Genomic DNA, 14,297 nt, shown 5'->3' on the forward strand with positions numbered 1-14,297 from the left:
CCGCAGCCGGACAGCGATTGCCGGAGACTCGTCCAAGGTTCAACCACCGGCTGATTCGGGTGGCTCCTAGGATGTGAGGTTGAAGTGGGCGTCGATTGTTAGGCGGTGCGGGGTGGCTCAGCTTGCTATTGCGGATTCGTTCATGCCGCAGTATGCGAAGTTGCAGCCGAAAGTACGCAGGAGTGTGGACGCGGCGGTGGCGAAGTTCGCCGAGCACACGCACGCGGGGCTGCACCTGGAGAAGATCAGCAATGCCAGGGACCCGCGGATCCGGACGATACGGATCGACCAGTTCTGGCGCGGGGTGGTGCTGGCGCCGGAGAAGGGCGACGTTCACTGTCTGCTGGCGGTGATGCCTCACGATGACGCGATCACGTATGCGAGGAGCAAGAAGTTCTCCGTCAACCAGGCGCTCGGGGTGCTGGAGGTCCGGGACCAGGTCGCCCTGGAGGAGATGTCACCCGCGCTTGAGAAAGTCGCCGAGCGGACGAACTTCCGGCTGCTGGGGCATGTTTTCGACAAGGATCTGGTGCGGCTCGGGATCGACAGGGAGCTGATCCCGCTCGTCAAGCTGCTGACGGAGGAGTCGCATCTGCAGGCGATGGAGAAACTGCTGCCGGAGCCGCAGTACATCGCCTTGCTGGCGCTGGCGCAGGGCATGAACGTGCAGCAGGCGTGGGACGAGGTCGCGCAGTGCCTGCCGGTCGAGGAGAAGCCGAAGGCGGTCGATCCGGACGATCTGGTGACCGCCATGCGGCGGACGCCGGGGAAGGTCGTTTTCGTCAACGGGCCGGAGGAACTGCGGGACGTTCTGGCCCACCCGTTCGACATGTGGCGGGTCTTCCTGCATCCGGTGCAGCGGCGGGTGGCGCTCCGGCCGTCCTACAGCGGCCCCGCACAGGTGACGGGTGGCGCTGGGACGGGGAAGACCGTGACGGCGCTGCACCGGGCGAAGTTCCTGGCGGGCAGGGGCGGGCGGGTTCTGCTGACGACGTTCACGCGGAATCTGGCGGAGGCGCTGGAGAAGCAGCTTTCCCTGCTCGTGGACGATGAGGACGTTCGCGGGCGGATTCAGGTCAAGAACGTGGACGCGCTTTCGTATTCGATCGTCGGGCGGCACCACAAACCCGGTATCGCCGGGGCCGACGTGCTGGAGCCACTGTGGGAGGAGGCGGCGGAGGGGACTCAGTTCTCGCCGACGTTCCTGGAGCGGGAATGGGAGCAGATCATCCTGGCTCAGGGGCTGGAGAGCGAGGAGGAGTATCTCGGGTGCACGCGGGCCGGGCGGGGGGTTCCGCTGGGAAAGGCGCAGCGGTCGGTGGTGTGGCGCGCGATCGGGCATGTGGCGGACGGGCTGGCGGCCGAGGGGAGGTCGACGTTCCACCAGCTCGCCAACGAAGCGGCCGAGTTGGTGCGGCAGCCCGAATACGACCATGTGATCATCGATGAGGCGCAGGACATTCACACGGCGCAGTGGCGGCTGCTGCGGCGGCTCGTCGCGGAAGGGCCCGATGACCTGTTCATCGTCGGGGATCCGCATCAGCGGATTTATGACAGTCACGTGTCGCTGGCCAGTCTCGGCATCAATGTGCGGGGGCACAGTACCAAGCTGAAGCTGAACTACCGGACTACGCAGGAGATCCTGGCGTGGTCGGTGCCTTTGCTGGGGCATGCGCCCGCTCATGGGCTCGATGATTCCGCGGACACGCTGGACGGGTACCGGTCGCCGATGCATGGGCGGCGGCCCGTGGTGAGGGCGTATCCGGATATGGACGCGGAATTGAACGGGCTCGTCGAGCAGGTGCGGTCCTGGCTGGACGCTGAGGTCGAGCCCGGCGCGATCGGGGTCGCCACCCGGTATGTGTGGGTGGCGCGGAAGGCCGCCAGGCGGCTGAAGGAGGAGGGCATCACGGCGTATCAGGTGCCCAGTAAGTCGCCGGGTGTTCAGGTCGGGTCGATGCACAAGATGAAGGGTCTGGAGTTCCGGTGCATCGCCGTCATCGGGGCCGATGAGAACTCGCTGCCGTCGGTGAAGGCGATCACGCCGGAAGACGAGGACCCGAAGGCGCACGCGCAGGACGTCCAGAAGGAGCGGTGCCTGCTGTTCGTGGCCTCTACGCGGGCGCGGGACCACCTGTATGTGTCGTATTCGGGGTCGCCTAGCCCGTTCCTGCCTGGCTGAGGTCGTAGAGAAGGGTTTGCAGGCCGGCGATCTGCGGATGGCCGTCGCCGTACAGGCCGGTGATGTCGGCCAGGAGTTCGGTGAGTTCCTTGTGGGCCTCGCCGGTGCGTCCCGCGGCGAGTTTGAGGCGCGCTATGCGTTCGCGGACGCGCAGGGTGAGGGTGTCGTAGGGGCTGCCGGGTGAGAGGTCGTCCAGGAGTTCTTGCAGGTGGGTGAGGGCCGTGTCGGTGGCTCCCAGGTGGGCTTGGCTGACGGCCTCTTGTTCGCGGCAGTCCAGGACGTGCGGGTCGTCCGGCCCATAGAACTCGGACAAGGTCACGGCGGCGGCGCGGTAGGCGTGGACGGCTCGGCGGTAGTCGCCGCTCTGGAACAGGACATCGGCCAGGTCCAGGCGGAGCCCCATGTATTCGGGGTCGTCGTCGCCCAGGGCGAGGCGGGCGGGTTCGGTGAGGCCGGAGAGGAGTTCGGCCGCCTGCGTGTAACGGCCCGCGTCGGCCAGGTCGCCTGCTTCCGCGCGCGCTTGGACGACTTCATCGAAGGTGGGCAGTTCCACCGGTTCTTCGGGGCGGGGTGGAGTGGCCGTGCCGGTTATGCGGATGCGGCTGAGGGCGGTCGAGTACAGGTGCTGCGGGGCGATCGTGTCGACGATTCCCGGCAGCGGGTTCAGGGAGGAGACGAACTCCAGGAGGCGGCGGTGGACCTCATCGGCGTTCGCGGGGCGGCCGGCCGGCTGCTTGGCGAGGAGTTGCAGGATGAGGGCGTCCAGGGCGGGAGGCACGTCGGGGCGCAGGACGCGGGGTGGCGTCGGGTCCTCGTCCTCGTGGCGGCGCAGTACCTCGTATGGGGTGCCGCCGAGGAAGACCTGGCGGCCGGTGAGCATCTCGTAGAGGACGCATCCGAGCGAGTACAGGTCGCTCTGCGGGCCTGGGCTGCCGTACACCTGCTCCATGGCCGTGTAGCCCGGCGTGTAGGGCGCACCCAGGCCGGTGGTGGTTCGGCGTACGTCGCCTGGGCCGAGACCCACCGCGGCACCGAAATCGAGGACCTTCACCGAGCCGTCCCGGCACAGCATCAGGTTGCTGGGCTTGAGGTCACGGTGGACGAGCGGGCGGCGGTGTGCGACGTTCAGCACGGCGCACACCTGAGCGGCTATGAGGGCGGCCCAGGAGATGGACAGCTTCTCTTCGGCGTCCAGGACGTGGTCGACCGTCGTGCCTTCGACATACTGCATGACCAGGTAGAAGCACCCGTCGTGGCTGCCGAAGTCGTAGACCGTCGGGACTCCGGGGTGCTCGAACCAGGCCGTGCTGCGGGCCTCCTGCTCGAACCGTCCGACGAGCGACTCGTCCGAGACGCGGGTGAACTTGACGGCCAGGCGCCGGTCGAGGAAGCGGTCGTAGGCCCGCCACACCTCGCCCATCCCGCCGCGCCCGATCGCCTGGTCGAGCTCGTACCGTTCGCGTTCCCCGAGGAGATCGCCCCGCCGCAACGCCCACCTCCCCTGGCCCGTGCAGGCAGCGTACCGGCGTCAGCCGGACGGGCGGAGGGTGCCGGCGCCCAGTCCTTCGAGGCCGAGGCGGAGGACGTCGGCGCCGCGCCGGTACGTCTCGCGGAGGGCGGCTTCGAGGTCGGTGAGCTTGCGGAACGCCCTGCCGAGTTCGGTCTGCTCGTCCAGGGTGAGGCGGGGCAGCCGGGCGCGGCGGACGTCGAAGCGGGCGGAGGAGGTGGAGCTGCGGAGCGAGGCGCCCTGCGCGCCGAGGAGCAGCCAGCCGGCGACGAAATCGGGGTCGAGGCGGGACGGTTCGGCGCGCACGAGGGCCAGGCCGGGGCCGAGGACCGCACCGCCCTCTCTCATGACGCGGGCCACGGGATGGCGGGCGGCGAGCGAGACGACGACATCGCCGGCGGCTGTCTGCACGTGGTGCGGGTCGTGTGCGGCCGTTCCCGTGGGCTCCTGGCCCAGAGCGATGTCCTCCAGGGTGAGAACGGGGACGTTTCCTTCGCCGGTGCGTACCTTGGCCGAGGGGCGGAGTATCTGCAGCACACCTGCCTTGGCCAGCTCACCGATCGTCGTCATGGGGACATCGGCGCGCGCGCGGGCCTGGGCGAGGAACGACAGGTCGGCGACCGTTTGCGGTAGTGCGGCGGCCCTCTTCTCCAGGGCTTCGCGGGCGGCGATGAACGAGCCCTCCGCCGTGGGCGTGGTTCGCTGCGGAAGGTAGCGGGCCGGGGTCAGGTCGACCTCGTCATCGAGCAGGTCGATGATGCGTACGACGACACTGGAGTCGGTCTTGGCGGGCTTGCCCTTCGCGTAGCGGCCCCAGGCGTCCAGGGCCGTCTTCTGGAAGTTCTCGGGGTCGGCCGACGTGTCGACCATCAAGACGTCGTCCGCCGGGGTGTCGCCTGAAGCCGGACGGCGGAGCACCCAGATGGCGAGCGCGACGGCCATGTTCGGCACCGCGCCCGGGGGCAGGCCGATGACGGCGCGAAGCGCCCCGCGGCGGAGCAGTTCGGAACGGACACGGCGTCCTGAACGGCGGTTCGCCACGGCCGGAGGCATGAGCAGGACGACATGCCCCCCAGGGTGGACGTGGGCAAGACCGTGTTGCAGCCAGGCGAGTTCCGATTCCATGCGCGGTGGAAGCCCGTACTCCCAGCGTGGGTCGCCGGTCAGTTGCTCGTAGCCCCAGCCACGGTCGTTGAAGGGCGGGTTGGAGACGACGAGGTCGACCGTGCGTCCGGGGAAGGCGTCGGCCAAGAGCGAGTCGCCTGGGCAGACCTCGGCGGGGGCGCCGCGTAGCGCCAGCTGTATCGCGGACATGCGGGCGGTCGTGTCGTCGATCTCCTGGCCGAGGAGCCGATCGACGTCCTTGAACAGCTCGTGGGCCGTCTTCAGGAAGGTGCCCGTCCCGCAGGCGGGGTCGAGGACGGTCCGGGCGGGGCCGCCGAGTTCGAGCATCAGCCGGACGACCGGCTCCGGCGTCAGGTAGACGCGGCGGCTGTGATGCTCCAGGTAGCGGGTGCGCAGGAACTCGAACGTCTCCGAGACGCCCAGTTCGTCCACGAGCTGGGCGAGGGCGCGGGCGATCGCGGCGCAGGACGGCGGCACCGAGCCGGTGCGCGCGCGCAGGGTGCGCGCGATCTCCTCGTCCGAGGCGTCCGGCAGCTCCCGCCAGTGGCCGGGGTCGTCGCGCAGGGAGAGCAGGAACGCGCCGGCGAAGGTGAGGACGTCGGCGAGGTCCATGCCCTCGGACCCCGCCGCGCGCAGGGACTGCCAGACGCGCTCGCGGACGGGCGAGTCGGTCAGCTTCCCCTGGCCGCGGAGCCAGTTCTCCACCTCGGCGAGGGAGAACGTCGGGCTGACCGCCGTCCCGCCGACGGGCTGGGGGAAGTCGTCGTGGCGGCGGCGCCAGTTGCTCACGGCCGCGCGCCCCACCGCGGCCAGGCGGGCGATGTCCGCCGCGGTCACCGTCGCGTCGTTCGACACCAGCACTCCCCTCAGCCGACATGCACGATGGCCTCACCCTAGCGCCTGCGATACCGGTTGATCTGATTCACGTCCTCCCCGGCGAGCATCTCCGTTCGCGCACATACGCATCGCACTTCATAGGTTGATCACATTCACATATACATGTGTACAGCCGTTCCGCCGAAGGCCGGCGAACTGCACGACTCGATGTTCTCCGGCGGCGATCACCTCGCGCGTAATCGACGGGCGAGGGCGATGATCGTCGTCCGGGGGTGCTGCGGGGTGCGGGAGAATCGGGGCATGCAATTCGGCATCCTGGGGCCCGTCGAGGTTCGCGTGGACGGGGCCGCCGTGCCGGTCGGCGGGCCGCTGGTCCGGGCGTTGCTGGCGATGCTGGTCCTGGACGCGGGACGGGTCGTCCGCACCGGCAGGCTCATCGACGGGCTCTACGGGGAGGACCCGCCGCAGGGGGCCGCGAACGCCCTGCAGTCGCAGGTGTCGCGGCTGCGGAGGGGGCTCGGGAACGCGGGCCTGGTCGAGGGGCACCCGGCGGGGTACCGGCTGGCCGTGAAGCGGGAGGACACCGACGTCCACCGGTTCCAGTCGCTCGTCCGGGACGGGCGGCAGGCCATGGCGGAGGGGCGGCACGAGGCCGCGGCCGTCCTGCTGGAAGAGGCGCTCGGCCGGTGGCGCGGGCCCGCCCTGGCCGATGTGAGCGCGCCGTTCGCCGCGGCGCAGGCGGCGCGGCTGGAGGAGGAGCGGGCGTCGGCCGCCGAGGAGTACGGCGAGGCGCGGATCACCGCCGGTGACCCGGCGGCGGTCGTCGCGGTGCTGCGCGACCTGGTGGACGCCCGGCCGCTGCGCGAGCGGGCGCGGGCGCTGCTGATGCGGGCGCTGCACGGCGGCGGGCGGCAGGCGGAGGCGCTCGCGGTGTTCGAGGACGGGCGGCGCGTCCTCGCGGGCGAGCTGGGCGCCGACCCGTCCAGGGAACTGGCCGAGGTGCATCTGGCGATCCTGCGGGGCGACCTGGAGGCGGGGCCGCGGGCCGTCCGACCGGCCCTGCCCGCGCAGCTCACCAGCTTCGTCGGGCGCGAGGGGGAACTGCGGCGCGTCGGGAAGATGCTGGCGAGCGGGCGGCTGGTGACGCTGCTCGGCCCCGGCGGGGCGGGCAAGACGCGGCTGGCGATCGAGGCGGCGGGACGGCGGGACGGCGAGGTCTGCTTCGTCGACCTGGCGCCCACCGTGCCGGAGGAGGTGCCGAAGACGCTGCTCGCGGCGCTCGGGCTGCGCGAGGCCGGGATGCTGCCGGTCCCCGGCGAAACGCAGCCGGACGCGGTGGAGCGGCTGGTCACGGCGCTGAACGGGCGGCGGCTCCTGCTCATCCTGGACAACTGCGAGCACGTCGTCGCGGCCGTCGCCGGGCTGGCGCACCGGCTGCTCAGCGCGTGCCCGGACCTGCGGGTGCTCGCGACCAGCCGGGAGGCGCTCGCGATCACGGGTGAGGCGCTGTGGCCGCTGCCGCCGCTGGCGCTGCCGCCCGAGGGCGCGCCCGCCGGCGAGCTGGCGGAGTACCCGGCGGTGCGGCTGTTCCTGGACCGGGCCGAGGCGGTCCGTCCCGGTTTCGCGGTGGACGAGGGGAACGCCGGGGCCGTCATGCGGATCTGCCGGGCGCTGGACGGGCTGCCGCTGGCGATCGAGCTGGCGGCGGCGCGGCTGCGGTCGCTGCCGGTCACCGACGTCGCGGCGCGGCTGGACGACCGGTTCCGGCTGCTGTCGCGCGGGAACCGGGCCGCGGCGCCGCGCCACCAGACGCTGCGGGCGGTCGTCGAGTGGAGCTGGGACCTGCTGGACGAGGCCGAGCGGACCCTCGCGCGGCGGCTGACGGTGTTCTCCGGCGGGTTCACGATGGACGCGGCCGTCGGCGTGTGCGACCTGGACGACGCCGACGAACTGCTCGCCGAACTGGCCGACCGGTCCCTCCTGCAGAGCGACGGCGTCCGGTACCGGATGCTCGACACGATCCACGCGTTCTGCGCCGAGCGGCTGGAGGAGGCCGGGGAGAGGGACCGGTTCGAGCGGGCCCACGCGGAGTACTTCACCGGGCTCGCCCGGCGCGCCGACCCGCACCTGCGCGGCACCGGGCAGCTGGAATGGCTCGGGCTGCTCGCCGCCGACCACGGGAACCTGCACGCGGCGCTGCGGTGGTGCGTCCGGTCCGACCCGGCGCTCGCGCTGCGGCTGGTCGCGTCGCTGTCGTGGTACTGGTGGCTGCGGGGACGCGTCGAGGGCGCGCCGCTGGCGTCGGAGCTGCTGGAGGTGATCGGCGCCGATCCTCCCAAGGGGTCCGAGGAGGAGTACGTCCTGTGCGTCGCGAACGCGCTGTCGGGCGGAATCACGGGTGAGCGCACGGCGGCGTGGCTCGACCGCGCGGAACGGCTGCTGCACGGCGTGGGCGGCCCGCTGCGGTACCCGGTCGTGATCGTGCTGTGGGCGCTGACCGCCGGGCCGGCCCGCACCGACATCGCGGTGTTCGCCGAGCAGATCGGGGACGACCCGTGGTCCCGGGCTCTGGTGCGCATGAGCGACGGGTTCCTGGCCCAGTACGGCGGCGACATCGCCGGGGCGGAGGAGGCGTGCGGCGAGGCGCTGCGCGGGTTCCGCGCCTGCGGCGACCGCTGGGGTGCCGCCAACACGCTCGACACCCTCGCGCAGATGGCGGCCTGGCGCGGCGACCGAGACCGGGCGCTGGCGCTCCTGGACGAGGCGCTGGACATGCTCGGGAGGCTCGACGCGCTGGAGGACACCTCCGACCTGCTCTACCAGCGCGCCCTCGTGCTCCTGCACGGCGGGAGGCCGGACGCGGCGCGGGCGGCGCTCGAACGCGGCGTCGAGCTGGCCCGCCGGGCCGGCACCCCGGACAAGGTCGCCGGCTGCTGCCAGGGGCTCGGCGAGGTGGCGCGGCTGACCGGGGATCTCGGCGAGGCGCGGCGGCTGTACGACACGGCGCTGACCGGCTACACCTCCGACCGGTTCATCGTCGTCGCGGTGCGGGGGGCGGCGCTGGTCGGGCTGGGGTGGGTGGCGGTCGCGGAGGGCGACACCGCGCGGGCCCGGGAGCTGTTCTTCCAGGCGCTGGACATGTCGTTCGACCACCCCATCTTCATGTACCAGGCGGCCGCGGCGACCGGGCTGGCGGGCGTGGCCGCCGCGGAGCGGGACGGGGAGCGCGCGGCTCACCTGCTCGGCGTGGCGGCGGCGCTGCGCGGCGTCCAACCCGCCGGGGACCTCGACGTCCGGCGCGTCTCCGCCGCCGCCCGCGCCCTCCTCGGCGACCGCGCCTACGAGACGGCGTTCGGCCGGGGCGCCGCGCTCCCCCGCGACGAGGCCATCGCCCTGCTGACCGTCCGCTGACGGCCCGGCCGGCCGCGGCGGTCAGCGGACGGTGCGGGGACGGTCAGCGCCGGCGGCGAACCTGCGGGCATGAACTCCTCAGCCCGTAAATGGGGCACGTTCGCGATCTGCCTGCTGGTGTCGCTCGTGCCGAACATCGACCTGACCGCGCTGAACCAGGCCGTCCCGCACCTGAGCGCGGACCTGCGCCCCTCTGCCACGCAGATCCTGTGGATCGCCGACGCCTACGGGTTCGCGCTCGCCGGCCTGCTGATCACCATGGGGGTGGTCGGCGACCGCATCGGCCACAAGAAGCTGCTGCTCGTCGGGACGGCGGTGTTCGCCGCCGCGTCCGCCGTGACCGCCTACGCGCCGAGCGCCGAGTCGCTGATCGCGGCTCGCGCGCTGCTGGGCGTGGCGGGGGCGACGCTGATGCCGTCCTGCCTGTCGCTGATCCGCCGGGTGTTCACCGACCCGAAGGAGCGGACGGTCGCGATCGGCGCGTTCAGCGGCGTCGCCGGTCTCGCGGTCGGTCTCGGGCCCGTCATCAGCGGTGCGCTCCTCGACCACTTCTGGTGGGGCTCGGTCTTCCTGATCAACGTGCCGCTGATGGCGGCGGCGTTCCTCGCCGGCGCGGTCGTCCTGCCGGAGTCGCGCAACCCCGCCCCGGGGCGGCTCGACCTGCCGAGCGTGCCGCTGTCGATCATCGGCGTCATCGGCCTGGTCTACGCGGTCAAGGTGGCGGCGGCGGACGGCCCGGGCGAGCCCCGCGTCCTCGTCTCGGCGCTGGCCGGGGCGCTGGCCCTGGCGGTGTTCCTGGTCCGGCAGGGGCGGCTCGCCGAGCCGCTGATCGACATCCGGCTGTTCCGCCGTCCCGCGTTCGCCGGGGCGGTCGGCACCAACATGATCGCGATGTTCACCCTGGTCGCCCAGTCGCTGATCTTCTCGCTGTTCTTCCAGCTGGCGCTCGGCTGGTCGCCGCTGAAGGCGGGCCTGGCCGGGCTGCCCGGCGCCGGCGGCGCGATCATCGGGGGCGCGGCACTCGCCCCGCCGCTCATCACCGCCCTCGGCCGCGCCCGCGTCGTCGCGATCGGCATGCTGGTCGCCGCCGCCGGCTTCACCCTCTACCTGACGATCGGCCTGCACACCTCCTACTGGCTGATGCTCCCGGCGATGCTGCTGGGCGGCTGCGGGATGGGGATGGCGATGACGGTCACCGCCGACACCGTCCTCGCGTCGGTGCCGAAGGACCGCTCCGGTGCCGCGTCCGCGATCTCCGAGACGGCCACCGAACTCGGCGGCGCGCTCGGCATGGCGGTGCTCGGCAGCATCCTGACCGCCGTGTACCGCAACGTCCTGGACCTGCCCGCGGGCCTGCCCGCCCCGGCCGCGTCCGCCGCCCGCGACGGTCTCGGCGCCGCCCTCCAGGCCGCCGCGGAGCTGCCCGGGACCCTCGGCGCCCAGGTCGCCGCCGCGGCGCGGGGGGCCTTCGTGGACGGGATGCACGCCGCCCTGGCCTGCAGCGCGGGGTTCGCCGCCCTGGTCGCGGTCTTCGCGCTGGTGACGCTCCGCGGCGTCCCGAAGGTCATCTCCGAGCCCGAAGAGCCCGAGCTGACCCCCGTCCGCTGAGCGGCCGCCCGATCCCGCCCCGGCCGGCGCGGTATCGGACATTTCCCCCACTCGAAAAATGTGATATCACTTTGCTATGACAGTGATAACACAGCAGGAGGACGGCATGACGGATGCGGCGGGGACGGTGGAGATGCCACGGCCGAAGATCGCCGAGCGGGCGGCGGCGGACCGCGGCGGGTGGGCGATGCTGGGGATCGCCCTCCTGCTGATCGCGGCGGGGGCCGCGGCGACGCTCGCCGGGGTCGCGGCCGGCGGGAGCGCCGCCATCGCGGCGGGGATCACGGCGGGGGTGCTGTCGGCGCTCGCCGGGCTCGTCATCGCGGCGGGGCTGACACCGGTGGCGCCCGGTGAGGCGCGGGTGCTGCAGCTGCTCGGCCGGTACACCGGGACGGTCCGCACCGACGGGCTGCGGTGGGTGAACCCGCTGACCGGGCGGCGCCGGGTGTCGACCCGGATCCGCAACCACGAGACCGGGCTCGCCAAGGTCAACGACCTGGACGGGAACCCGATCGAGATCTCCGCCGTGGTGGTGTGGCAGGTCGCCGACACCGCGCGGGCCATGTTCGAGGTCGACGACTTCGTGGAGTTCGTCGCGTTCCAGACCGAGGCGGCCGTCCGGCACATCGCGGGCAGCTTCCCCTACGACGCCGCCGACCGGACATCGCTGCGGGACAATGCCGACGAGATCACCGCGCAGCTGTCGGAGGAGCTGGCGCAGCGCGTCGCGTCCGCCGGAGTGGAGATCATCGAGTCGCGGATCACCCGGCTGGCGTACGCGCCGGAGATCGCGCAGGCGATGCTGCGCCGGCAGCAGGCGGGCGCGGTGGTGGCGGCGCGGCAGCGGATCGTCGAGGGCGCGGTCGGCATGGTGCAGTCGGCCCTGGACAAGCTGGACGAGGAGAACGTGGTCGAGCTCGACGAGGAGCGCAAGGCGGCGATGGTCAGCAACCTTCTGGTCGTGCTGTGCGCCGACCGGGACGCCCAGCCGGTGGTCAACACCGGCACTCTCTACCAGTGACCCGGGCCATTGAGCACGGAGCGCAAGAAGATCCTGCTGCGGCTCGACCCCGCCGTCCACGACGCGCTGGCCCGGTGGGCCGGGGACGAGCTGCGCAGCACCAACGCGCAGATCGAGTTCCTGCTGCGGCAGGCGCTCGCCGACGCGGGCCGGATGCCCGGATCGGCGGGACGGATGCGAAGGCCCGGGCGTCCGCGCAGGCGGCCCGGGGACGGGGAGAACGAGGACCCGCCGCCCGGCGGGGGCGAGGACTAGCGATGGTCGAGGTTCCAGAATCGCTGCCGGCACGGATGTACCTGCTGGCGTACGACCTGCGAAAGCAGAAGATGGCCAAGGGCGGCACGCGGCTCGGCTACGTGCTGCGTGCCGCCGCGCTGACGGAGCTGTACCTGGACGGGCGGCTCGGCGAGGAGCGGCGCGGCCCCGTCCCGGGGACGCCGGGCGACGATCCGTACGGGGTGGTGGCGCAGATCGCGGCGTCGCGGCCCCGGCCGTGGCGGCACTGGGTGCGCAAGGACGCGAGGGCCCTGGTGGGGACGGTCCGGGACGAGCTGATGCGGGACGGCTGGATCAAGGTGCGCGACCGCCGCGTGCTGGGCCTGTTCCCGCACCGGCAGATCACGGTGCGGGACCCGCGGGTCGTGAAGACGCTGTACGGCGGGGCGTCGTCGGCGCTGCGGGGACGTCCGGTGGCGCATGTGCACAGCTACGACGCGGCGGCGGCCGCGCTGGCGGCGGCGGGCGAGCTGACACCGGTCCTGACGGGGCGGGACCGGCGGCGGTACAAGCGGCGGATCGAGGAGCTGTCGGCCCGGACGGGCCCGGCCGTGCCGGCGGTCCGCGCGCTGAACGCCTCCGCCGCGGCGGCCGGCGGCTGACCGGCAAGCGCGGAATCATACAAATTCCGCAGCATTGACCTTGTATCGGGCATTAACGGCGGCGAGGACGACCCGCCCCATAGCGTGATCGGACATGGACCCCGAACGCCTGATCTATCCGCTGCTGAAGCACGTCCTCATGGGCCCCGCGATGCGCGCCGCCTTCCTGCCCCGGGTGAGCGGCCTGCGGCACGTCCCGCGGATCGGTCCGGTGATCCTCGCCGCGAACCACCTGGCGTTCCTCGACTCGTTCGTCCTGCCGCTGATGGTGCCGCGGCGGGTGCACTTCCTCGGCAAGCACGAGTACTTCACCGAAGCGGGGCCGAAGGGCCGCGCCACGGCGGCGTTCTTCCGCAGCCTCGGGGCGATCCCGGTCGACCGGTCCGGCGGGCGGGCGGCGCTGGACGCGCTCGACACCTCCGCGGCGGTGCTGGAGCGCGGCGGCGTGTTCGCGATCCACCCCGAGGGCACCCGCTCCCCCGACGGGCGGCTCTACCGGGGCCGGACGGGGGTGGCGCGGCTGGCGATGCGGACCGGCGCGCCCGTGGTCCCGGTCGCGATCCTCGGCACCGACAGGGTGCAGCCGCGGGGCCGGGCCGTCCCGAGACCGGGGCGGATCGGGCTGCGCATCGGCCCGCCGATGCACTTCGGCGGACGGGACGAGGGCGTCCCGCGCGGCAGGGCGGCCCGGCAGGTCACCGACGAGATCATGGTGGCGATCCAGGGCCTCTCAGGTCAGGAGTACGTGGACGGCTACGCGCCCCGGCCGGGCGATCCGGCGTGACCGGCCCCATGTTTGAGCGTGCCCGGAAGGGCACGATTCAGGGGGACGGACGGAGATGATGTGGAAATCAGCCTGGACCTCCAGCTTCCCCGGGACGCCGCGAGCGTCCCGGCCACCCGGAGGCTCCTGGACGCGGCGCTCGCCGCACTCGGAGTGGAGGACCACATCCGCGACGACATCGAGGTGATGCTCACCGAGGCGTGCACCAACGTGATCAAGCACGCCGAGCACGGGGCCGACTACACGGTGCGGGCCACGATCCAGGGCCGGCGGTGCGTGATCAAGGTGATCGACTCGGGCGTCGGGTTCGACGCCGGGAGCATCCTGCGTCCGGAGGCGTCCGCCGAGCACGGCCGCGGCCTGCTGATCATGCGGTCGCTGGCGGACGACGTGCGGTTCCGCTCGTTCGCCGAGGACGGTGCGCTCGTGTCGCTGGAGAAGCGCCTCAGCTACGGGGAGGACAGCCTCGGCGGCGTGCTCCTCGCCGGAAGCCGAATGCAGGTGCTGACCGGGGCGGGGCCGGAGACGGAGGAATTCGCGTCCCGGCTGTTCCAGATGGCGCGGGCCGGCGACACCGCGGGCCTCGTCGGGCACCTGGACACCGGGACGCCGGTGAACCTGGCCGACGACAGGGGCGACACCCTGCTCATGCACGCCGCCCGCCACGGGCACGCCGGCACCGTCCGGGCCCTCGCGGCGCGGGGCGCGGACCCCGAGCGCGCGAACGACCGCGGCCGGCGGCCCCTCGCGGGCGCGGTGTTCGGCAACGAGCCGGCGGTGGTGCGGGCCCTGCTGGACGCGGGCGCCGACCCGCGGGCGGGGTCGCCGTCCGCCATCGACACGGCGCGGATGTTCGGCAACACCGAGTTCCTCGCCTGGTTCTCCCAGGAGGCTCCCCCATCCGCCTGACCCCGGCGGATCAGTGCCGGACGCGCCGGCGCCGG

The 14,297-nt window shown here is 72.7% G+C and carries 10 protein-coding genes; 8 read left to right on the forward strand and 2 right to left on the reverse strand.

The genetic code is table 11. The features are described from left to right. Window positions 1–142 precede the first annotated feature (142 nt). Complete coding sequence (locus ACQP1N_RS21635; protein WP_433226258.1) at window positions 143–2,182, forward strand: UvrD-helicase domain-containing protein; 2,040 nt, start codon at window positions 143–145, stop codon at window positions 2,180–2,182. Here the strand turns inward: ACQP1N_RS21635 and ACQP1N_RS21640 are convergent. Both ACQP1N_RS21640 and ACQP1N_RS21645 read right to left on the reverse strand, forming a co-directional pair. Continuing rightward, the gene (locus ACQP1N_RS21640; protein ID WP_433226260.1) at window positions 2,160–3,671 is read right to left on the reverse strand and encodes a protein kinase domain-containing protein; all 1,512 of its coding nucleotides are present in this window, start codon (window positions 3,669–3,671) and stop codon (window positions 2,160–2,162) included. The two genes, ACQP1N_RS21635 and ACQP1N_RS21640, sit on opposite strands and share 23 nt — an antisense overlap. Window positions 3,672–3,710: 39 nt before the next feature. After that, the gene (locus ACQP1N_RS21645) at window positions 3,711–5,669 is read right to left on the reverse strand and encodes an N-6 DNA methylase (protein ID WP_433226262.1); all 1,959 of its coding nucleotides are present in this window, start codon (window positions 5,667–5,669) and stop codon (window positions 3,711–3,713) included. Between the two features lie 144 nt (window positions 5,670–5,813). Here ACQP1N_RS21645 and ACQP1N_RS21650 point away from each other — a divergent pair, with 144 nt between their 5' ends. The 7 genes from ACQP1N_RS21650 (at window position 5,814) to ACQP1N_RS21680 (ending at window position 14,262) form a co-directional block, all read left to right on the forward strand. Continuing rightward, window positions 5,814–9,062 carry a BTAD domain-containing putative transcriptional regulator gene (locus tag ACQP1N_RS21650; RefSeq protein WP_433226264.1) on the forward strand — a complete coding sequence of 1,083 codons (3,249 nt, stop codon included), beginning with the start codon at window positions 5,814–5,816 and terminating at the stop codon, window positions 9,060–9,062. A gap of 69 nt (window positions 9,063–9,131) precedes the next feature. Beyond that, on the forward strand, window positions 9,132–10,670 hold the full coding sequence (locus ACQP1N_RS21655; protein ID WP_067804441.1) for an MFS transporter: 1,539 nt from the start codon (window positions 9,132–9,134) through the stop codon (window positions 10,668–10,670). A gap of 106 nt (window positions 10,671–10,776) precedes the next feature. Then, window positions 10,777–11,691: an SPFH domain-containing protein gene (locus ACQP1N_RS21660; protein ID WP_433226267.1), complete on the forward strand. Its 915-nt coding sequence runs from the start codon at window positions 10,777–10,779 to the stop codon at window positions 11,689–11,691. Window positions 11,692–11,700: 9 nt separating this feature from the next. Next, entirely contained in the window at window positions 11,701–11,946 is a 246-nt protein-coding gene (locus ACQP1N_RS21665) for a hypothetical protein (protein ID WP_067804447.1), read from the forward strand. Window positions 11,947–11,948: 2 nt separating this feature from the next. Continuing rightward, complete coding sequence (locus ACQP1N_RS21670; protein WP_067804449.1) at window positions 11,949–12,569, forward strand: GOLPH3/VPS74 family protein; 621 nt, start codon at window positions 11,949–11,951, stop codon at window positions 12,567–12,569. 94 nt (window positions 12,570–12,663) lie between these two features. Further along, on the forward strand, window positions 12,664–13,353 hold the full coding sequence (locus ACQP1N_RS21675) for a lysophospholipid acyltransferase family protein (protein WP_067804452.1): 690 nt from the start codon (window positions 12,664–12,666) through the stop codon (window positions 13,351–13,353). A 60-nt stretch (window positions 13,354–13,413) separates the two neighbouring features. Further along, on the forward strand, window positions 13,414–14,262 hold the full coding sequence (locus ACQP1N_RS21680; RefSeq protein ID WP_433226270.1) for an ATP-binding protein: 849 nt from the start codon (window positions 13,414–13,416) through the stop codon (window positions 14,260–14,262). The last annotated feature ends 35 nt before the right edge of the window (window positions 14,263–14,297 follow it).

This window comes from Actinomadura formosensis, from assembly GCF_050948385.1.
GTDB lineage: Bacteria > Actinomycetota > Actinomycetes > Streptosporangiales > Streptosporangiaceae > Spirillospora > Spirillospora formosensis.